Raw genomic sequence first — 19,107 nt, forward strand, 5'->3', positions numbered from 1 at the left:
TATTGCACTACTCACATTTAACGAAAACGAAATTCTATGAAAAAAATGGCATACTTCTGGCGTAAAGGTCTTTGGGCGCTGATGAGCCTGTTTTTTCTCCTAATAGTGGCTGGCAGCCTTCTATATCTTTATCTCGAAAGCCAATTGCCTAATGTTGATTCATTAAAAACTGTACAACTACAAGTGCCATTACAGATTTTCAGCAAAGAAGGTTTATTAATTCAGGAATACGGTGAAAAAAAACGTATTCCCGTAACTTATGACGAAATTCCCCCTACTCTTATCCATGCATTAATTGCAACAGAAGATCAACGATTTTTTGAGCACCCTGGTGTAGACGTTATGGGATTGGGCCGAGCCGCAGTAAGCATGCTCAAAACTGGAACCAAATCTCAAGGTGGCAGTACGATCACCATGCAAGTAGCTCGTAATTTTTTCTTAAGCCGTAAAAAAACATTTTTACGGAAATTCAATGAAATTATGCTTGCTATCAAAATTGACCGGGAATTAAGTAAAGAAAAGATTTTGGAACTTTACTTAAACAGGGTTTATCTGGGTAATCGGGCTTACGGTGTTGGCGCGGCAGCCATGGTTTATTTTGGAAAATCCCTTAAAGACCTTAATCTGGCTGAACTGGCTATGATAGCAGGACTTCCTCAAGCTCCCTCAACTCAGAATCCTATCGCTAACCCGCTTGCTGCAAAAAAACGTCGTGACCATGTACTGGAGCGATTACTGGAAGAGCATTATATCAATGAAGAACAATACCAAAATGCAGTCAATCAACCAATTACTGCAAAATACCATGGAACTAATATCAAAGTGAAAGCGCCTTATGTTGCTGAAATGATTCGTCAGTCTCTGTACGACAATTTTGGCCCCGAAGCGTACACTAAAGGCTATAAGGTATATACAACCATTGATGGCAAATTACAAAATACTGCCAATGAAGTGGTAGAAAAAAATCTGATTGCTTACGATCATCGACATGGTTACAGAGGGCCAATTGCCAATATAGGTGAAAAAGACAGTCAATCTCCCAAGATTAGGCAAAAATACTTGCGGCAATATCCAGAGCTGAACAGTCTGATTCCAGCAGTGATCACTGAAGTAAGAGAAAAAGAAGCGACTGCGGCATTACAAAACGGGCAAATAATTATTATTCCCTGGGAGGGCATGTCCTGGGCCAGGCCGGCACTGAAAAGAGGAGGCTGGGTTGGGAAATCACCAACCAAAGCACAGCAATTGGTAGCAGCAGGCGATATAATTTATGTACACCCCACGGAAAAATCTTGGCAACTCGCCCAAATTCCTGAAGCAGAATCTGCAATGGTTGCTATGAATCCTAAAAATGGCGCCATTGAAGTTTTGGTCGGAGGATTTAACTTCTCAAAAAGTAAATTCAACCGAGCTACCCAATCCAGCAGGCAACCAGGCTCCAGTTTCAAACCATTTGTTTACGCTGCGGCTTTGAACAATGGTTATAATCTTGCTACCTTAATTAATGATGCCCCCATCGTTGTAGACGATCCCAGCCAACCGAATTTATGGCGGCCACACAATGTGAATCTAAAATTCAATGGCCCTACCCGCCTGAAACAGGCATTAGTTCAATCTAAAAATTTGGTATCTATAAGAATTCTCGATGATATAGGTATTGATTATACGATAGATTTCTTAACTCGTTTTGGCTTTAACAAAAAATCATTGCCTAGAGCCTTATCACTTGCTTTAGGAAGTTTGTCCATTAGCCCTATGGATTTAACCACTGCTTATGCAGTCTTTGCTAATGGTGGTTATAAAGTAGAGCCCTACCTAATTGACCATATAACAGACGCTGATGGTAAAATTCTGTTACAAGCCAAACCAAGTGTTGTATGTGACCCTTGTGATAAAGACAAAGTTGATGCCTCTACCTTGGCACCTCGTGTTATTTCTGAAGAGATAGCCTTTTTAATGAATACAGCATTACGCGATGTAATACAGCATGGCACTGGACGTGCTGCACGAGTATTAAATCGTCAAGACATCGCTGGTAAAACAGGGACTACTAATGATCAAGTAGATGCGTGGTTTGCCGGATTTAACTCTAATTTGGTAGTAACAACCTGGATTGGTTTTGATAATCCCAAATCATTGCATGAATATGCTGCAAATCTTGCTCTTCCGCTATGGATTGATTTTATGAAAGTAGCATTAAAAGACAAACCTGAAACTGAATTGAAGCAGCCTGAAAATGTTATAGCTGTTCGAATAGATCCAGTAAGTGGTTTGCTCGCCAAGCCTAACCAGGAAAATGGCATCATTGAGTATTTTCGACAAAATGAGGCTCCATCTGAAGAGGATCAAGGTCCTGTCTATAATGCACATAATGATCAGCAGGAAGAAGAACTAGCGCCAGTGGAAGAGAGTCTGTTTTAATTTGAGATTTATATTCTGATGAAGCACAAAACCCGTATTCAATTTGTGTAATACGGGTTTTAATCTACTAATTATCGTCCTGATAAAGCAGCTGCAGCTGGCGTGTATTCATATCCTAAATCACGAGCAACAGCCTCATAAGTGATTTTACCCTGGTGAACATTTAGGCCGTTAAGTAAATGAGGGTCACTTAATAAAGCCAGCTTAACCCCTTTAGTAACAATACTTAAAATGAAAGGTAATGTGGCATTATTTAAAGCAAATGTTGATGTTCTGGGTACAGCGCCAGGCATATTGGCCACACAATAATGCACTACGTTATCAACCACGTAAGTAGGTTCTTGATGGGTTGTCGCACGACTCGTCTCAAAACACCCTCCTTGATCAATAGCAACATCGACTAAAACGGAGCCAGGACGCATTGAGCACAGCATAGAGCGAGTCACTAATTTGGGGGCTGCAGCACCTGGTACCAATACAGCACCAATCACTAAATCAGCGCTGGATACGTATTTTTCTATAGAATCTGCAGTTGAGTAAACTGTATTGAGTTTAGAACCAAACTGAAAATCCAATTCATTTAAACGTTGCAGTGAACGATCTAACACAATAACACGAGCTTCCATCCCCATTGCCATGCGAACAGCATTTGTTCCTACAACTCCACCACCAATAACTACGACATTGGCGGCAGCAACACCAGGCACACCACCTAGCAATATACCGCTACCCCCTTGAGCCATCTCCAAGCAATGTGCACCGGCCTGGATTGCCATACGACCAGCCACTTGGGACATGGGAGTAAGTAAAGGTAACCCGCCATCATCCTGTGTCACAGTTTCATAAGCTATCGCTGTAACCCCAGATTCTTTTAATAAACGCGCTTGATGAGGATCAGGAGCTAAATGTAAATAAGTAAATAATGTTTGTCCTTCACGCAACCGTTTACATTCAATAGGCTGGGGCTCTTTTACTTTGACTATTAATTCGGCATTGGCAAATACATCATCAGCAGTATCAACCACTTCAGCCCCGGCATTTCTGTAATCATCATCCGATATGCCAATACCAAGCCCAGCCCCCTTCTCTACCAATACATCACTTCCTGCCCTAATAATTTCTCTAACACTCGAGGGAACAAGTCCTACTCTGTTTTCGTGCGATTTGATTTCTTTTGGTACCCCTACTAACATATTGTTACCTCTTATCGATTCTTTAATTGTTCTATTAATTGTGGAACTAATTCAAACAGATCACCTACTACCCCATAAGTCGCAATTTGAAAAATAGGTGCATCTGCGTCTTTATTAATTGCAACAATAACCTTGGAATCCTTCATACCTGCCAAATGTTGAACTGCTCCAGAAATACCCACGGCAATATAAAGCATAGGAGCCACTACCTTCCCGGTTTGGCCTACCTGATAATCATTAGGAACAAAACCGGCATCAACTGCAGCTCTGGATGCCCCTACTGCTGCGCCCAAAGTATCAGCTAATTCTTCGATTAATTTAAATTTTTCTGCATTTTGTAGTCCTCTACCGCCAGAAACAACTATTTTGGCACTACCTAAATCCGGCCTCTCGGATTTACTTAATTCATGGCGCACAAATTGACTTCCTTTGGCTTGAAATTCCTTATCAATACTTTCTATGCAACATACTTCCTTGCTTGATGTGATGGGATCAAAAGCTGTCGTTCTAATAGTTATTACTTTTAATGAATCCAAAACACGCACAGTCTCTATGGCATTACCAGCATAAACAGGATGTTGAAATGTATCTGAATTAATTATCTTGCTCACATCAGAAATCTGGGTCACATCAAGTTGTGCAGCAACTCTGGGCAATATATTTTTCCCATAAGTACTGGAAGGAGCTAAAATAGCACTGAATGAATTTGCAAAAGACACCACCAAATCGCTAACTGCTTCTGCCAATTGATGTTCGTAACAAGGATTATCTACATGCAAAACAGCATGGGCTCCTTCCAGACTGGCTGCCTCCTCGGCTACTGAACGGCATTGATATCCAACCACTAGTAATGTAATTTTATCACCGAGTTCTAAAGCAGCAGACAGCGTATTGCGGGTTGCTGGATGTAACTGCTGATTATTATGTTCAACCAAAACTAAAGTGCTCATCTCATCTCCTTAATTAAAGCACTTTGGCTTCATGTTGTAATTTATCCAACAATGCAGCCACAGAATCAAGTATGACACCACCACTTCTCGTTGCCGGGGCATTAACCTTTAATATTTCAACGTGTTGTTTAAGAGATAAGCCAAGCGAATCCAGATCAATGATATCAAGAGGCTTTCGTTTGGCCTTCATAATATTCGGCAAGCTGGCATATCTGGGCTCATTTAAACGAAGATCGGTACTGATTACTGCAGGCAGCTGTACATTGAGTGTTTCCAAACCACCATCAATTTCTCTCACCACTTCAAGATTATTATTATCGGGAATGATCTTCGACGCATTGGTAGCCTGTGGCCAATTCAATAATGCAGCCAACATTTGAGGAGTTTGATTGTTGTCACCATCTATGGATTGTTTGCCCATCAAAACCAAATCCGGTTTTTCATTAGCTACGATATTATTTAATATCTTAGCTATATTAAGGCTTTCGAATGATTTTTCTGTTCGAACCAGAATGGCCTTATCCGCACCCAAAGCTAAAGCGTGCCTTAAAGTTTCCTGAGAGCTATCCGAACCAATGCTTACAGCAATAACTTCGGTTGCCCAATTTTTTTCTCGCAAACGCAATGCCTCTTCAATGGCTATTTCATCAAATGGGTTCATTGCCATTTTGATATTTTGAGTTTCAACTCCTGAATTATCTGATTTCACTCGAATTTTGACATAAGGGTCAATCACACGTTTTACAGCCACGAGTATTTTCATGGTTCCTCACTGGAATATCAAATCAGTCTGCATCTTGCCAGAGATAGGGGTATAAATTCAAGAGGTTGATTTTAATTAGAACATAAAGCTAATTTATTCTAAATGAGATATGTTAAAGAAAACCTTCTTCTATTCTCACCTGCCTAGTAATCTGGTCCGGGTTGGAAAACTCAACTCGTGCAAAAAGAAAAAACATAGGGCAAAATAATGCCCTTAAGCACAATTAACAATGCGAACAATGGTTATATTTTGTCATTCACACATAGGAAGGGAAGCTGTTTTTATAGCAAACTGACGATCGAGAATTGCAATAGCTTCACGCATACGCAGCAATAACACACATAATCCGTTATTTAACCAATGTGTGATTTTGCCCTGAGAATAAGCATGAGATACTTGCAACAGCTATTAAGTCCCATTATAAACCACCAATTGCATAGAATCCTTGTCTTGTAGCAGAGAGATAACTTGTTCTGCTTCTTTTACGGCTTTTGCTGTATTGCTTGTAAAAACCTTAGTATCCTTCTTTATCTTATCCAGTTCTTTTTGAGCTTCTACCAATTTCTCCTCCAAAGGACTAGGAAGAGAATCCAGTACTCTCATCTTGAATAAAAATGCCTCTACTTTTAAACGTTTCTCTCGACCTATCCTCAAGTCACCAAAAAATTGCTGCGCGTTTTGACCAAGATAAGATTCAAGAGGAGCAGAAATGACTTTTAATTCCGGTGTCTTGAATTGCATTCCCTCACTAGTATTATGGCTAGCCAAGATTAAATCACTACATAAATTGGCAGCTGTATCAGACTCTGATTTTTCCTTAGTCTCAGGAGAGGGTAACATAGGTTTTAAAATCGCAGAGCCGATTTGTAAACTCACATCAAGAAATTGGCGCGAAGCCCAAAAAGTCATTTCAAGCAAGCGAACTAATAGAGTAGTTGATGCAGTTGCAGTAATAATACTGATTTCTTGCAACGTGCAGCCTATTTTTTTTAATTGACTGGATTCAGTGCTCTCCAGGTACTGCCCTCCTTTCAATAAAATAAAATAGAGCGCATAGATAGCAAACAATTCTTCTGCAAAAAGAAAAGTGCCATAGCTGGCAAATACTACAGGAATGAATCGAAGTAAAACTCTGAGTCCTCTAGGTTTTATTTTGCCAGTATCATCAAAAAAACCACTGGATTGTTCTAATAAATTAATTAAACTGTCACAAAAACTCTGGCCAGAGTAGGTAGTTGCCTTGGATCTTAAATTTTCCAGCCATTGTTTAAAATCATCCTTGCTTTTAATATCTCCTAAACTACTATCTTTGAATTTTTCAGGTGAAATTAATTTTTCATAACACAAGCCAAGTAGCTTGAAGCATGCCCCATTATTCTTGCTCTGAGATAAATTATTCTCTAGCCAAACCATTTCTGGTGAAAATCCTAAAATATGATCGGTGTGAAAGCAGAGAGTTAATCTTTTATAGTTTTTAACAATTTTTTCTTTTTCTGGCCCATCTATCAATAATTGCTGGTTAATAAATCTTGCAAAATCTCTTTCTAATCTCAATAAGGTATCCTTATCTAAATCGGATTTATAACAATTATTAGTTGTGTCCCACTCCGCATACAATCTTACAAAATTTTTTAATTCCCTTTCTATAGTCATAATTACTCCCTTAATAAACTTGACTAGGATTTATAGAGTCTAATTTATCTTATTGAGATAGTGGTTCCTTTGCAAATACTGTGTAAATAAGCCAACAAGCAACATACTGATATAAAATCCAGTCATAACATCACTTAAATAATGATGATATAAAATAACCCTGGTAGCAGCTACAAGCAAGGCTACTCCGATAAAGAAGAAAAAATATCTTGGAAAGACAAACCCCAATCCCGCAGCCAAAGCAGTTATAGTAATAGAATGCCCTGAAGGGAATGACCAATAATTGTCATTGAGTTGAAACCAATAAAACCCATAGAGGTTATTATCAAACAAGAGATCCGGCCGCGCTCGACTAAGGCTAATTTTTAATGCAAAAGTCAATAAATTAGGCAGTAAAACACAGCCTAATAAATACCAGGATCTAATTTCATATTGTTTATTTGGCTGAATATAGCGAAAGTATAATGCAGTGATTAAAAACAATGCAACATAAATCTTCCATTTTCCCAAAGCCGTCAAGTATATTAATGCATGAGCATTGACTCGAAGATCCAGGCTATGGAAATAAGTAGCCAACGTTCTATCCAAAAAATAATAAGAGAGAACAACAAGGGTAATATAGGTTATTATTACCCAGGTTTTTTTCATGAAGGTAAAAGTTTTCTCAAATTGCGTCATCGAAACCAAGCCTTATAAATCCTCATATCAAATGGAATCATATAAGATGCTTTCGATTTAGCCAAGACCCCATGTTAAATTAGGGCCTATCGAGATTTCTCGCGCTTGAGTAGAAAATCAAGGTTTTTCGGCAAGGATGGTAAAAATATCAACAAATCTGAGCAGTCACACAATTTTTCATCAACCCTTGTTATTAGCGAGTAGAATTCGTTAAAATCAGGATCATTATTAAATACATCAGAATATTAATGCCAGAATTCACGTTAATCCAACAAATTTGTATTTGGGCTTTACCAGTATTATTAGCTATTACTATTCATGAGTTAGCTCATGGTTACGTTGCCTACCGCTGCGGTGACAACACAGCTAAAATGTTCGGTCGATTAACATTAAACCCTATCAAACACATTGATCCAATAGGCACTGTTCTATTACCTCTTTTAATTGGCGTGATAACAAACTTCAATTTCGTAATTGGTTACGCAAAACCGGTTCCGGTTAACCAGAGCCAACTACGAAAACCACGCCGAGATATGATATTGGTAACTCTTGCGGGGCCATTGGCAAATCTGATAATGGCATTCCTATGGGCTGGATGTTTTAAAATAGCAACTCTGTTAAGCCCTCAAAGCTCAATGACTGCTTTATTCCTACTTGTTACAGCCAGGGCTGGAATGATGATCAATTTGATTCTTGCCTTTTTAAACCTAATTCCTATTCCGCCACTTGATGGCAGCAAAGTTGTAATAAATCTATTGCCGGTAAGACAAGCTATCGCTTATGCAAAATTAGAGCCATTTGGTTTTTTAATATTGATTGTACTAATTTTTACTAATGTATTGGGATATATTCTTACTCCCCTCATCTATGGTTCATTATATATTTTAAGCGCGATTTTTAATTTATGAACATTTTAGCAGATGCTTTATTGCCAGGATTGGATAGTGCTTTTCCACCACCATTTACCGTAACCTTGTATCATAAGGCCGATGAAATTCCAGACTTACTTCACCATAAGGACGTTATTCTTTGTCGTTCAACCCTAAAAATCAATGGCGATTTACTCAAAAACCATCAAATAAAGGTTGTTGCTACAGCAACCAGTGGAACCGATCATATTGATTTTCCTTTTTTAGAATCACAAAACATATCTATTATTGATGCCAAAGGGTGCAATGCTACATCTGTTGCTGACTATGTTGTTGCTTGCCTTGCCTATTTAGATAAACAGCAACTTATTCAAGGTAAAACAGCAGGAATTATTGGTTTAGGGCAAGTAGGTACTAAAGTTTATGAACGACTAAATGCTGCCGAATTTCAGTTATGCCTTTATGACCCCCCCAAAGTAGCCAGAGATACTTCTTTTCAAAGCTGCTCTCTTGGAGATCTTTTTGAATGTGATCTCTTATGTATTCATGCTGAATTACATAGCGATGCGCCCTACCCAAGCCTTAATTTAATTAATCGGGATTTTCTCAAGGAATTAAAACCTGGCTGCATTATCATCAATGCTTCTCGAGGAGGTATCGTTAATGAAGAAGCCCTTTTGCATCTTGGCTCTTCCATACTTTATTGCACCGACGTCTACAATAACGAACCTCATATAGATAACCGGATTGTCTCCAAGGCAACTCTTTGCACACCACATATTGCAGGACACAGCCTCGAAGCCAAATTTGCTGCAGTCGCAATCGTCAGTCGTAAATTACATCAAACGCTTGGTCTTCCATACCCACAATTTGCAACCCCTGAAAAACCTTATAGATTAAATGAAAACGGCGACTGGAGAGAGTTGGCTTTATCAATATATAACCCGATTCATGAAACACTAGAGTTAAAACACGCTGGAAATCTATCCTCAGCATTCTTGACTCTTCGCAAGGATCATCATCACCGCCATGATTTCACAACTTATTTTGATTCTGATTCAATAAAAAAGTATCCATTATTAGGTTAAGGTGTTGATGTCTATTTCTAATAATTAACCCCTGTCCCGAAATTTTAATTATTCATCAAACGTCTTACAACTTCCTGATCAGAAAAAACATGTTTTGTATTCCCAATCTGCTGATACGATTCATGTCCTTTTCCTGCAATTAATATAATATCGTTATGTTCAGCCTTTCTTAAAGCATAAGCAATTGCCTCTTCTCTATTCACTAGTTTAAAAACAAGCGCAGAGGCAGGAATGCCACAAGCAATTTCATTAAGAATAATTTCCGGATCTTCACTTCTTGGATTATCACTGGTAATGACAATATTATCAGCGTACATGCTGGCTGCCTTTCCCATAATGGGGCGTTTGGTTTTATCTCTGTCCCCACCACAACCAAATACAACCCACAATCTCCCTTTTTTTATTTGTTTTAAGGTGATAAGAACATTTTCCAACGCATCGGGAGTATGAGCATAATCAACAAGAACATATGGGGATTGAGCGATAATTTCCATTCGGCCAGGCGCCGCTTTTAACTCGGCCATAACTTGCACTACTTTTTCAGGATTATACCCGCTGGCGAGCAAACTGCTATAAACAGCCAGGCTATTATAAATATTAAACTTACCCAGTGCTTTAATCTTTAGAAGATGGTGCCCCCAAGGAGACTTGACTTCAATTTCTGTTCCGGTGATATCCATATTCCATTGGAGAGCTTTAACATCGCAATTTTGATGCATGCCATAAGTCACTTTTTTTACATGAGTCTTTAGCACATTGCTCATGAGATCTTGAAAGTTATCATCCTGATTAATAATAGCCCATTGCAACTCTGCTCGTTCAAACAACCTCGACTTTGCAGCCCCATAAGCTTGCATTGTCTGGTGATAATCTAAATGATCGAGCGTTAAATTGGTAAAGATAGCCTGACTAAATTCGAGAGAGTCGACTCTATGCTGGCTCAACGCATGAGAGGATACCTCCATACAAACCTGTTTAATGCCCTCTTCTTTATACTGATGCATCAACCTCTGCAAACAAAGAGCATCTGGCGTGGTATTTTCCAAAGGCATTAAGGCATCCACCTTGCCTTGCCCTATAGTCCCAATGTAAGCCGAGCGCTGCCCGAGTAAATCATGTGCCTGTGCCAACTGATAAGCAATAGTCGTCTTGCCATTTGTGCCAGTTACCCCAGTTAAACCAAGAAATTGGGATGGGTTATTAAAAAAACGTTTCGCTATTTCTCCTAATTTTTCAGCTAATTGGGGAATGGCTATGCAGGGAATCGCTGCTGGCAAAGTAATTCCCTGAGGTAAATTATTGGGCTCATAAACCACAGCGACAGCACCTGATGCCACAGCTTTTTCTATATATAATCGACCGTCGGAAGTTGCCCCTGGATAAGCGGCAAATAAATCCCCTTCTTTCACCAAGCGACTGTCATTTTTTATGTCACTAACAGTGCCATCAATAATGTCCCTTTTAATCCAGGGTTCTAATAATTGGGTTAGTTTCACAAAATTGGCTCCTATTCTCTTTAACTAACTGGCTCATCAGTAGGAATATTGAATAAGCGTAAAGCACCTGACATGACTTTCGCAAATAAGGGCCCTGCCACAGAGGCAGCATAATAACCCTTTCGTGAAGGTTCATGAATAATAACAGCGACTACAAACTTTGGTTTGGAAACTGGTGCTATCCCAATAAAACTGGCTGTGTATTTCCTGTCTTTATATCCATTCTTTCCAGCAACTCGTGCTGTTCCAGTTTTTCCAGCTACCCTATAACCAGGAACCCTTGCTCCCTTACCTGTACCCTTATTCATTACCGCTTCCATCATTAATAATACATTTTCAGCGGTTTTAGGTTGCATCACTTGAATGCCATTACTGGGGGTATCATTGTGAATCAAAGTCACAGGTATTAATCGTCCTTTATTTGCAAAAATTAAATTGGCTTTAGCCAATTGCAGTGCAGTAACAGACAAGCCATAACCGAAACCTAATGTAGCTAAAACGAATGGGTTTGCATCCTTGGCTTTTACTATGCCTCCTTCACTTTCACCCGGGTATGCCAATTCAGAACGTTGCCCAAAACCACATTTTTGCAAAAACCCTATTAATTGTTCAGCTGGAGTGGATAATACCATTTTTGTAACGCCCACATTACTGGAATGTTGTAATATTCCGGTAACATCTAAAACACCATAATTATGGATATCTCTTACTGTTCGGCCATGGACAGTCATCCATCCTGGATTAGTATCAATAATCGTATCCGGAGTAAATAAGCCTGTTTCCAAAGCACTGGCTATACTGAATGATTTAATGACAGACCCAGGCTCGAAAGTATCGGTGAAAGCTCTGTTGCGGTAGGTTTCCTTATCATAATGCCCACGTGCGTTAGGATTATAAGATGGAACATTAGCCACAGCCAGGATCTCACCATTTTCAGCATCGATTACAACTACAGACCCGGATTTAGCAGAAAACTCTTCGACTGTTTTACCTAATTCGCTATAAGCTAAATATTGTAGTCGTCTATCTATACTCAAAGTTAACTCATGTCCCGGGCGTGGTTCCTTCAAAACTCCCAGATCTTCGACAACCCGTCCTAATCGATCTTTGATTACTCTTTTTTTACCAACGACTCCCATAAGCCAATCTTGATAGGCCAGCTCAATCCCCTCCAATCCTTGATCATCGACATTAGTAAATCCAATTAATGGGGAAATACTATCTGAGTCTGGATAATAACGTTTGAATTCTTTTTGAAAATTAACACCTGGGATTTTTAAAGCTTCGATCTTTTTCGAAAGAGGTGGAGGCAACTGTCTTTGTAAATAAACAAACTCCCGATTTTCAGCCCGGACAATTTTTCTACTTAATTCTTTAGGTGCCAAATTCAGGTATTTAGCTAACTGCATAAATTGTTCTTCATCCGGAGAAAATTCCTTTGGATTAACCCAAACCGATTCAACAGGTGTGCTCACAGCAAGCGGAGTACCATTTCTATCGGTGATCATACCTCGATAGGCAGGAATATCTATAACTCGGATGCTGCGCGCATCACCCTGGCCCTGCAAAAATTGCCTGTGCAGAACAGTGAGATCAACCATTCTCCATATCAAAACAGCCAAAATCAAAGAGAAAAAAACAGCGACAGTAACCAGTCTGGCAAAATGGTGTGTTTTTTTCATATATGACTACTCATAAATAGTATTAACTACGCACGCAACAAGAAATTAGTGAAAATATACTTGAAACCTCTTCCTCAAAATTACCTTAGAGTTAAACATAAGGCACGTATACCTGCCTGTAATTTATCAGGCTATTTTACACTTAGTCTTCCATGACGTCCTGGAAAGAAGATGACTGACGTGTAAGTGTACATGAAGCTTTCAATTTTTTCGAGGTGATTTCCTCCGCATTGCGCCTAATTGCTCTATCCAATCCTTTGAAATTTCATTATTCAATCTTTAATTTGATGCTCTTAGACGTAGATTATCCTTCACCAGATCCTTAGTTCTTACCTATAACTCAAAATATGGAAACACTTTAACTCCTCCAAAACGACTCACTTATTGAGGATACAGCAAGTGCGTATTTGCAGAAGTTGGTAAAGTCATTCCCAATTTTTCTCTGGCTAATTCCTCAACCCGGGCTGGAGTTGCCAAACTGGCCTGTTCCAATAACAATTGTCCCCATTGCAATTGTAAAAAATGGGTTTGCTGTTCCTCTTGTTGCACTTGACTGAGAGTTAATCTGTAGGAATTAGTGCTATATATGACTGCAAAAGCACTGACTAGTACGGCAGCTAACAATACTATCAACATATAGAGTGATTTTGACATTTGCATATCTGCCAATTGACCATTAAATAAATTACCTTGATTAATGACTTTCGCTGCAGCGTTCATGCTAATTTCTCCCCTATCCTAAGTACTGCACTTCGAGATCTAACATTTTCCTTTATTTCGCTACTCTGTGGTTTAACTGCTTTACCTACTTTTTTAAAATTGGTCTTTAGTTCTTCGTATTTGATTGGAACTTCAACAGGTGGCCTGTTACCTTGCTCTTTATCTCTCATAAATTGTTTAACTATTCGGTCTTCCAAAGAGTGGAAACTGATAACGGCCAAGCGTCCTCCTGGTCCCAACACGTCCAGACATTGCTCTAGACAATTACTCAAATCGGTTAGTTCCTGATTGACATGTATTCGAATCGCTTGAAATACCCGGGTTGCAGGATGTTTGTGCTTTTCCCATTTGGGGTTTGCTTCTTTAACAATTTCCGCTAATTCCAAAGTGGTTGTTATTGGTTTTAGTTTTCTTGCATCAACAATAGCTTTTGCAATCCTGCCTGCAAATCGTTCCTCACCATAAACCCTGAATACATGAGCCAACTCGTTGACCTCTGCTTCATTGACAAAATTCGCAGCATTAATTGATTGAGTTAAATCCATTCGCATATCGAGAGGGCCTTGCAGCATGAAACTAAAACCTCTTTCTGGATTGTCCAACTGAGGTGAAGACACTCCCAGATCAAGCAAAATACCATCAACGTCCCCAATTACTCCCGCTTGTGACGCAAACTCTTTGATTTGCGCGAATGAACCGTGAAAAATTTGAAATCGTTTATCCAAACCAAAATAATCCTTGGCATATTGCACCGCATCAAGGTCCTTATCTATTGCAAACAATCTTCCTTTATCGCTTAAATGATTTAAAATCTCGCGGCTGTGGCCTCCTCGGCCAAAAGTTCCATCAAAATAGATACCGTCAGCTTTTATAGCCAAACCTTTGATTGATTCATGTAATAAAACAGATTGATGCTTTGCCATTTCTCTTTCCGTTATAAAGAAAACGTTTTCATTTCTTCGGGTAATCCATCCGTCATGGACGCTTCTTCTGCCAGCCATTGCTCGCGCTTGGATTCCCATAATTCTTTATTCCAAACCTCAAATTTATTTCCCTGGCCTATCATCACGACATCTTTTTCTAACTTTGCATAATTTCTTAAAACTGTGGGTAAAAGTACTCGTCCATTCGCATCAACCTCCACATCAGTGGCGTGCCCGATTAACAGACGTTGAATTCGTCTTGCTGCAGCATTAAAACTTGGCAGCTTTTGCAAATTATCTTCGATAATTTGCCATTGTGCTGCTGTGTAAAGGAGTAAGCAGGTTTCTTCGGTGTCAATAGTCACCACGAGAGGGATTTTCTCCTCTGCACCCAAGGCACTTCTGTAACGCGTCGGAATAGCTAAGCGCCCTTTAGTGTCTATGGTGATGGCATTAATTCCACGAAACATATTATTTCCCAAGTGAAGGAGAATTACTCTCCCACAATTCTCCACTTTTTTATTATTTTAACCCACTTTTCTACACTATAGGAACACATTTCTACACACGTCAAGCTGAAATACCACTTTTGGAGCAATTTTTTTATGGATTAAAGAGGCAAGCCCCAGAATTGCTATTTATTTGATCTTTAAGAAAGATTAATAACCAATTGTATGCGCACAGTTATTAGCTCTCTTGCATCATCTGATTATTTTGCTTGAGGGAAAGCCCTGATGTTTTGATGAGCGGGGTTTGCCAGAGTAAATAAGCGTCACAGAAACATTTGCAACGCAACAATAAAATGAAAGAGGCAGATTTTGCAAGTGAGCGGTTGAGAATTTGTTTGGCTCAGGCAGTATTCATCATAGCAGCCAATCTTATCCCCTGGAGAACCAAATCTGGGACAAGATGGTCATAAAGACCTTGCTTATCAAATAAAGACGCAAATCCCCCTGTTGCCAAAATTAGTATTTGATCGCCATTGAACGCTTCATGATGTATTCTTTGAATTAATTCTTTACATGCACCAAGGACACCATAGTAGACTCCAGACTGAATGCTTTCTATGGTAGAACGCCCAACTACACTCTCGGTCTTGATAATTTCAACAGAAGGTAACTTTGCAGTATTTTTTGACAAAGCATCAGCGGATAATCTAAGCCCTGGCAAAATAGCACCACCTAAATAAGCTTTTTTATGAGAAATGGCACAAAAAGTAGTTGCTGTACCAAAATCAATAACAATAATGTTTTGATTAGGGAAACTATGAGTGGCGGCAATAGCATTTGCAATTCGGTCAGCTCCAACCTCAACCGGATTTCTATATTTGATATTCAATCCAGTCTTAACCCCTGCCTGTAATAAAAAAGGATCAATTGAAAAATACTTCACACAGGCAGACCGCAATGAGTAATCCACTTGAGGTACTACTGAACAAATAGCAATTTTTCTAATTGTCTCAGGAGAGCAATTGTTTTCACGTAAAACACTTTTAAGAAAGATGCCCAATTCATCCGAAGTACTTACCTTGGAAGTATGACGAAACCGGAGTTTAATCTCATCTCCATCAAATACTCCACCATATATATGAGAGTTTCCTACATCAATACACAGAATCATTATTAAGATCTACTTTTTAAATGGCATAATTGGTGATTTGTGATTATAGGTCTAAGACAATAATTCAGCAATCCCGGGAAAATAGACTTGTATTGAGAGCATTCTATATTATTGATTCAAATTATTGTTGAATCCGCTTTCATCCCAACCCAAACTTTAGCTGGACTTTTACATAAAACCATTGTCTTTTTGCCAGAATAAGATAATAAAATCACCCAATAAAAAAACCCCGCAATTAGCGGGGAGTAGTGGAGAATCTTTACTTAATTAATAAGGTTTAACGATTACCGAAGTTCCTACATCAATAAAGTTTTGATTCAACCATTTTGCAGCGCTTGGTAAAACCCGGATGCAGCCGTGACTTGCGTTATGGTTGGGAACTTCATAGGCAGCATGTATTGAATAACCCCCATGAAAATGCATGCAATAAGGCATTTTTGCTCCACCGCCAGTTTCTATTGGATAGATACTGGAGGTACACTCCTCGCCTTTCTTGGAATAAACTCTAAAACTGCCTGTTACAGTCCGACAGGGTCTACCTACGTCCTCACAAAAATCTTTTCCCCCTGAAGCACTACCGGTTTTAACTCGGTTACCCTGGGCATCGTAAGCTGCCCAGGCCGTAGCTTTAGGATCAAAAATAAATACTTTTTTTCCTGTGGCCTGTCTTTTCTCAGGAAAGTAATTAGAGCCCTTTCTATCGGACTCCATACTCATAGTGTAATGGGTATAACCCGCATCATCGACTATGGCCGTTGATCTATCCATGGATGCACAAGAGGCAGCCAAGACACAAACTGGAACTAGCAGTATTTGTTGTTTCACTTTCTATCTCCCTCTTTCTCTTTTTAACTATATCGGGAGCATTTTGAATAAGTTTAGGCTTTTTTATAAAATTTTTTTACTGTTTGTATTATTTATGATCTAAAAGGTTATTTAATAGTCCTTTTTGAGCCTGTTTGGGAACCATCGCAATGATAGCTAGAATCAGCTGTTTATCAGTACATTCAAAGCATCCTCCTCTGGGAGGCATGGCATTAAACCCTTCATCGGTGTGTTTAAAAAGCACTTCCATTCCTTGTTTCAATCTTGCCCTCCATGCTCTTTCATTTCCAATTTCAGGGGCTCCTAAAGAAATCATTGGTTTCGTTCCATGGCAATTAACACAAAAATGATTAAAAATTTTTTCCCCTTCATCTTTTGTGCCAGCAATTGACTTTAGAAACTCTTGAGGATGATGATTCTCAGAGTACCCTGGCATCGCAAACATAAATAAAGCCAATATACAAACAAAATAACAAGGTCTCATGATATACTCCTAAAATTGGCGCAATACTTGCTTGGGGCATAGTGCGTTTCAATATAAAAAATCAATAGACTAAGGGAGTTTATGTCGTGAAAAAGTGCATACTAAGCTTTTTCTTAATTTTTGCAAGCACCAGTTTATTTTCAGAATCAAGTCAGTCTCTCGAATTATTAAAAAATAAAATAGAACAATACGCCCTCAATGAATTATCAAACTATACTGAAGGTAAAATTCAGGTTACGGCGGATAATATTGATCCTCGCCTAAACTTAAAAGTTTGTGATGATAATAAACTTGAAGTATTCAACCCTTATCAAACACCCATGCTCAATACCAGCACAATGGGAATCAAATGTTTGGAGGAAAACAATCACTGGACCTTATATATACCTGTCAAAATAACTATATTTAAATCTGTACTTGTGGCAAAACGAGCTTTACTGAAAGGTACAAAAATTAGTAATTCAGATATATATCAAACCGAGCTTGATGTTCAAAAACTGAAACAAGGATATTTTACTGACAGTAAAGAGCTTATTGGATTGGTATGCAAGCATGATATCACGCCTAATAGCCCACTTAACCCTTTCAATATTGAATTAGCCAAACTGGTCCATAAAGGAGAACAGGTATCTATAATAGCCGCTCATGACAACTTAACAGTGAGCATGGATGGAATTGCAATGGATGAGGGGGCGCTAGGAGACTCTGTAAAAGTAAAAAATCTTTCCTCAAAACGAATTATTGAAGCTCAAGTCACAGGAAAGAAAACCGTGAAAGTTACCTTTTAACTAATGTTTTAATTTTTAAGAAAAAATTTGGAAAAAAGATTAAAAATCAACCTTAATTTACTAAAGAAATTGCAAAAGGAGCCGATAATCATGATAAATACGATTGAGGATATTCATATGGTTAACCAAATTAATGACTCTGCCAATTTAAGGCATATAGATATGGACAATCGTATCAATGCAAAACACAAAGAAGCCAAAAGCCTCGTTCTGGAAAATAACTCTGCTGATAGCGTCAATTTAAGTAGTACATCGAAGCAACTGGAAGCTTTAAAAGCATCTCTTAAAGATTTACCTGAAATCAATGAGGCACGTGTATTGTATTTCAAAGCTGAAATTCAATCTGGGCAGTATGAAATTGATAGCAACAAGATTGCACATGGCATGTTAAATAGTGTAGAGATGGTTTAAACTGCAGGACGACTCGATGAATAATAACAATAAAGCAAAAACATTAATAACCCAATTAGAACAGGAAATAAACTGGGTAGAGGAACTCAATACTTTATTATCTGAAGAAAAAGAGATACTTTCTACCAGTCAATTCAATCAGCTGGAGACATTAGCCGAGAAAAAACAGGAATTATCAACTAAATTAGAGGCTAGTGCCAAACAACGTGTAGATCTTATAAAAGAATCAAATCCCGGCGACAAACCTCATGGACTCCTGTTGTCTGATTTTCTCAAAAATTGCGCTACAGAAGATGGCATTCAAATCAATCATTTAAATAACACTCTTGCAGAGAAATTAAACCTATGTCGTGAGTTAAATACCATTAATGGACAAGTCATAGCGAATAACATGTATACCCGTCAACAAATTGTCAACGCCTTGTCGGGAAATAAATCTGATGCTGTGAGTGTTTACACTTCTAACGGGAATTTGGAAACCCCTTCCGAAAGCAGTCACCATGAAGAAGCATAAGAAATATAACCCCTGGTATTTTTTAAAAT

At 38.7% G+C, this 19,107-nt stretch carries 19 protein-coding genes; 6 read left to right on the forward strand and 13 right to left on the reverse strand.

The genetic code is table 11. From position 1 onward, the window contains the following. Window positions 1-36 precede the first annotated feature (36 nt). Window positions 37-2,421, forward strand: coding sequence for a penicillin-binding protein 1A (locus tag OQI99_RS07190; protein ID WP_265731595.1), 2,385 nt, complete (start codon window positions 37-39; stop codon window positions 2,419-2,421). Window positions 2,422-2,492: 71 nt separating this feature from the next. Here the strand turns inward: OQI99_RS07190 and ald are convergent, their stop codons facing one another. From ald to OQI99_RS07215, 5 genes are all read right to left on the reverse strand, one after another. After that, window positions 2,493-3,614: an alanine dehydrogenase gene (ald, locus tag OQI99_RS07195; RefSeq protein ID WP_061512963.1), complete on the reverse strand. Its 1,122-nt coding sequence runs from the start codon at window positions 3,612-3,614 to the stop codon at window positions 2,493-2,495. A gap of 11 nt (window positions 3,615-3,625) precedes the next feature. Beyond that, window positions 3,626-4,564: an electron transfer flavoprotein subunit alpha/FixB family protein gene (locus OQI99_RS07200; protein ID WP_061512962.1), complete on the reverse strand. Its 939-nt coding sequence runs from the start codon at window positions 4,562-4,564 to the stop codon at window positions 3,626-3,628. Between the two features lie 13 nt (window positions 4,565-4,577). After that, window positions 4,578-5,327 carry an electron transfer flavoprotein subunit beta/FixA family protein gene (locus OQI99_RS07205; protein WP_061512961.1) on the reverse strand — a complete coding sequence of 250 codons (750 nt, stop codon included), beginning with the start codon at window positions 5,325-5,327 and terminating at the stop codon, window positions 4,578-4,580. A gap of 408 nt (window positions 5,328-5,735) precedes the next feature. Then, entirely contained in the window at window positions 5,736-6,980 is a 1,245-nt protein-coding gene (locus OQI99_RS07210) for a J domain-containing protein (protein WP_265731596.1), read from the reverse strand. Window positions 6,981-7,019: 39 nt separating this feature from the next. Next, entirely contained in the window at window positions 7,020-7,658 is a 639-nt protein-coding gene (locus OQI99_RS07215) for a phosphatase PAP2 family protein (RefSeq protein WP_061512959.1), read from the reverse strand. Window positions 7,659-7,906: 248 nt separating this feature from the next. On the opposite strand from OQI99_RS07215, the gene OQI99_RS07220 reads away from it, so the two are divergent. Then, window positions 7,907-8,566, forward strand: coding sequence for a site-2 protease family protein (locus tag OQI99_RS07220; RefSeq protein ID WP_061512958.1), 660 nt, complete (start codon window positions 7,907-7,909; stop codon window positions 8,564-8,566). Beyond that, window positions 8,563-9,615, forward strand: coding sequence for a 4-phosphoerythronate dehydrogenase (locus OQI99_RS07225; protein WP_265731597.1), 1,053 nt, complete (start codon window positions 8,563-8,565; stop codon window positions 9,613-9,615). Before OQI99_RS07220 ends, OQI99_RS07225 begins: the two co-directional genes overlap by 4 nt. A 44-nt stretch (window positions 9,616-9,659) precedes the next feature. Here OQI99_RS07225 and OQI99_RS07230 read toward each other — a convergent pair whose 3' ends face one another. The 8 genes from OQI99_RS07230 to OQI99_RS07265 all read right to left on the reverse strand — a co-directional run bounded on the left by OQI99_RS07230 (window position 9,660) and on the right by OQI99_RS07265 (window position 17,365). Beyond that, a complete protein-coding gene (locus OQI99_RS07230) occupies window positions 9,660-11,111 on the reverse strand; it encodes a UDP-N-acetylmuramoyl-L-alanyl-D-glutamate--2,6-diaminopimelate ligase (protein ID WP_265731598.1) in 1,452 nt (483 codons plus the stop codon). A 20-nt stretch (window positions 11,112-11,131) separates the two neighbouring features. Further along, window positions 11,132-12,793: a peptidoglycan D,D-transpeptidase FtsI family protein gene (locus tag OQI99_RS07235; protein ID WP_011946011.1), complete on the reverse strand. Its 1,662-nt coding sequence runs from the start codon at window positions 12,791-12,793 to the stop codon at window positions 11,132-11,134. 381 nt (window positions 12,794-13,174) lie between these two features. Further along, on the reverse strand, window positions 13,175-13,513 hold the full coding sequence (gene ftsL, locus OQI99_RS07240; RefSeq protein WP_265731599.1) for a cell division protein FtsL: 339 nt from the start codon (window positions 13,511-13,513) through the stop codon (window positions 13,175-13,177). Beyond that, window positions 13,510-14,436 (reverse strand): 16S rRNA (cytosine(1402)-N(4))-methyltransferase RsmH, encoded by a 927-nt coding sequence (gene rsmH / locus OQI99_RS07245; protein ID WP_265731600.1) that lies wholly within the window; start codon window positions 14,434-14,436, stop codon window positions 13,510-13,512. The genes ftsL and rsmH overlap by 4 nt, the downstream gene beginning before the upstream one ends. Before the next feature lie 11 nt (window positions 14,437-14,447). Next, on the reverse strand, window positions 14,448-14,906 hold the full coding sequence (mraZ, locus tag OQI99_RS07250; protein WP_265731601.1) for a division/cell wall cluster transcriptional repressor MraZ: 459 nt from the start codon (window positions 14,904-14,906) through the stop codon (window positions 14,448-14,450). A gap of 379 nt (window positions 14,907-15,285) precedes the next feature. Next, on the reverse strand, window positions 15,286-16,056 hold the full coding sequence (locus tag OQI99_RS07255) for a type III pantothenate kinase (protein WP_010946646.1): 771 nt from the start codon (window positions 16,054-16,056) through the stop codon (window positions 15,286-15,288). A gap of 267 nt (window positions 16,057-16,323) precedes the next feature. Further along, a complete protein-coding gene (locus tag OQI99_RS07260; protein ID WP_265731602.1) occupies window positions 16,324-16,881 on the reverse strand; it encodes a L,D-transpeptidase in 558 nt (185 codons plus the stop codon). 88 nt (window positions 16,882-16,969) lie between these two features. Beyond that, window positions 16,970-17,365, reverse strand: a complete 396-nt coding sequence (locus tag OQI99_RS07265) for a c-type cytochrome (RefSeq protein WP_265731603.1) — start codon at window positions 17,363-17,365, stop codon at window positions 16,970-16,972. An 86-nt stretch (window positions 17,366-17,451) separates the two neighbouring features. On the opposite strand from OQI99_RS07265, the gene flgA reads away from it, so the two are divergent. The 3 genes from flgA (at window position 17,452) to OQI99_RS07280 (ending at window position 19,078) form a co-directional block, all read left to right on the forward strand. Beyond that, window positions 17,452-18,153 carry a flagellar basal body P-ring formation chaperone FlgA gene (gene flgA, locus OQI99_RS07270; RefSeq protein WP_265731604.1) on the forward strand — a complete coding sequence of 234 codons (702 nt, stop codon included), beginning with the start codon at window positions 17,452-17,454 and terminating at the stop codon, window positions 18,151-18,153. Window positions 18,154-18,243: 90 nt separating this feature from the next. Further along, entirely contained in the window at window positions 18,244-18,564 is a 321-nt protein-coding gene (gene flgM, locus OQI99_RS07275) for a flagellar biosynthesis anti-sigma factor FlgM (protein ID WP_265731605.1), read from the forward strand. 16 nt (window positions 18,565-18,580) lie between these two features. Further along, complete coding sequence (locus OQI99_RS07280) at window positions 18,581-19,078, forward strand: flagella synthesis protein FlgN (RefSeq protein ID WP_014843589.1); 498 nt, start codon at window positions 18,581-18,583, stop codon at window positions 19,076-19,078. Window positions 19,079-19,107: the final 29 nt, after the last annotated feature.

The sequence above is a fragment of the Legionella sp. PATHC039 genome (assembly GCF_026191275.1).
In the GTDB taxonomy this organism is placed as follows: domain Bacteria; phylum Pseudomonadota; class Gammaproteobacteria; order Legionellales; family Legionellaceae; genus Legionella; species Legionella pneumophila.

Bases quoted from the DNA above. Each gene is read 5' to 3' on its own strand.
- OQI99_RS07235 (WP_011946011.1), bottom strand. From the start codon at position 12,793: ATGAAAAAAACACACCATTTTGCCAGACTGGTTACTGTCGCTGTTTTT.
- OQI99_RS07265 (WP_265731603.1), bottom strand. From the start codon at position 17,365: ATGAGACCTTGTTATTTTGTTTGTATATTGGCTTTATTTATGTTTGCG.
- mraZ (WP_265731601.1), bottom strand. From the start codon at position 14,906: ATGTTTCGTGGAATTAATGCCATCACCATAGACACTAAAGGGCGCTTA.
- ftsL (WP_265731599.1), bottom strand. From the start codon at position 13,513: ATGAACGCTGCAGCGAAAGTCATTAATCAAGGTAATTTATTTAATGGT.
- rsmH (WP_265731600.1), bottom strand. From the start codon at position 14,436: ATGGCAAAGCATCAATCTGTTTTATTACATGAATCAATCAAAGGTTTG.
- OQI99_RS07210 (WP_265731596.1), bottom strand. From the start codon at position 6,980: ATGACTATAGAAAGGGAATTAAAAAATTTTGTAAGATTGTATGCGGAG.
- flgM (WP_265731605.1), top strand. From the start codon at position 18,244: ATGATAAATACGATTGAGGATATTCATATGGTTAACCAAATTAATGAC.
- ald (WP_061512963.1), bottom strand. From the start codon at position 3,614: ATGTTAGTAGGGGTACCAAAAGAAATCAAATCGCACGAAAACAGAGTA.
- OQI99_RS07215 (WP_061512959.1), bottom strand. From the start codon at position 7,658: ATGACGCAATTTGAGAAAACTTTTACCTTCATGAAAAAAACCTGGGTA.
- OQI99_RS07225 (WP_265731597.1), top strand. From the start codon at position 8,563: ATGAACATTTTAGCAGATGCTTTATTGCCAGGATTGGATAGTGCTTTT.
- OQI99_RS07220 (WP_061512958.1), top strand. From the start codon at position 7,907: ATGCCAGAATTCACGTTAATCCAACAAATTTGTATTTGGGCTTTACCA.
- OQI99_RS07205 (WP_061512961.1), bottom strand. From the start codon at position 5,327: ATGAAAATACTCGTGGCTGTAAAACGTGTGATTGACCCTTATGTCAAA.
- OQI99_RS07255 (WP_010946646.1), bottom strand. From the start codon at position 16,056: ATGATTCTGTGTATTGATGTAGGAAACTCTCATATATATGGTGGAGTA.
- OQI99_RS07200 (WP_061512962.1), bottom strand. From the start codon at position 4,564: ATGAGCACTTTAGTTTTGGTTGAACATAATAATCAGCAGTTACATCCA.
- OQI99_RS07280 (WP_014843589.1), top strand. From the start codon at position 18,581: ATGAATAATAACAATAAAGCAAAAACATTAATAACCCAATTAGAACAG.
- OQI99_RS07190 (WP_265731595.1), top strand. From the start codon at position 37: ATGAAAAAAATGGCATACTTCTGGCGTAAAGGTCTTTGGGCGCTGATG.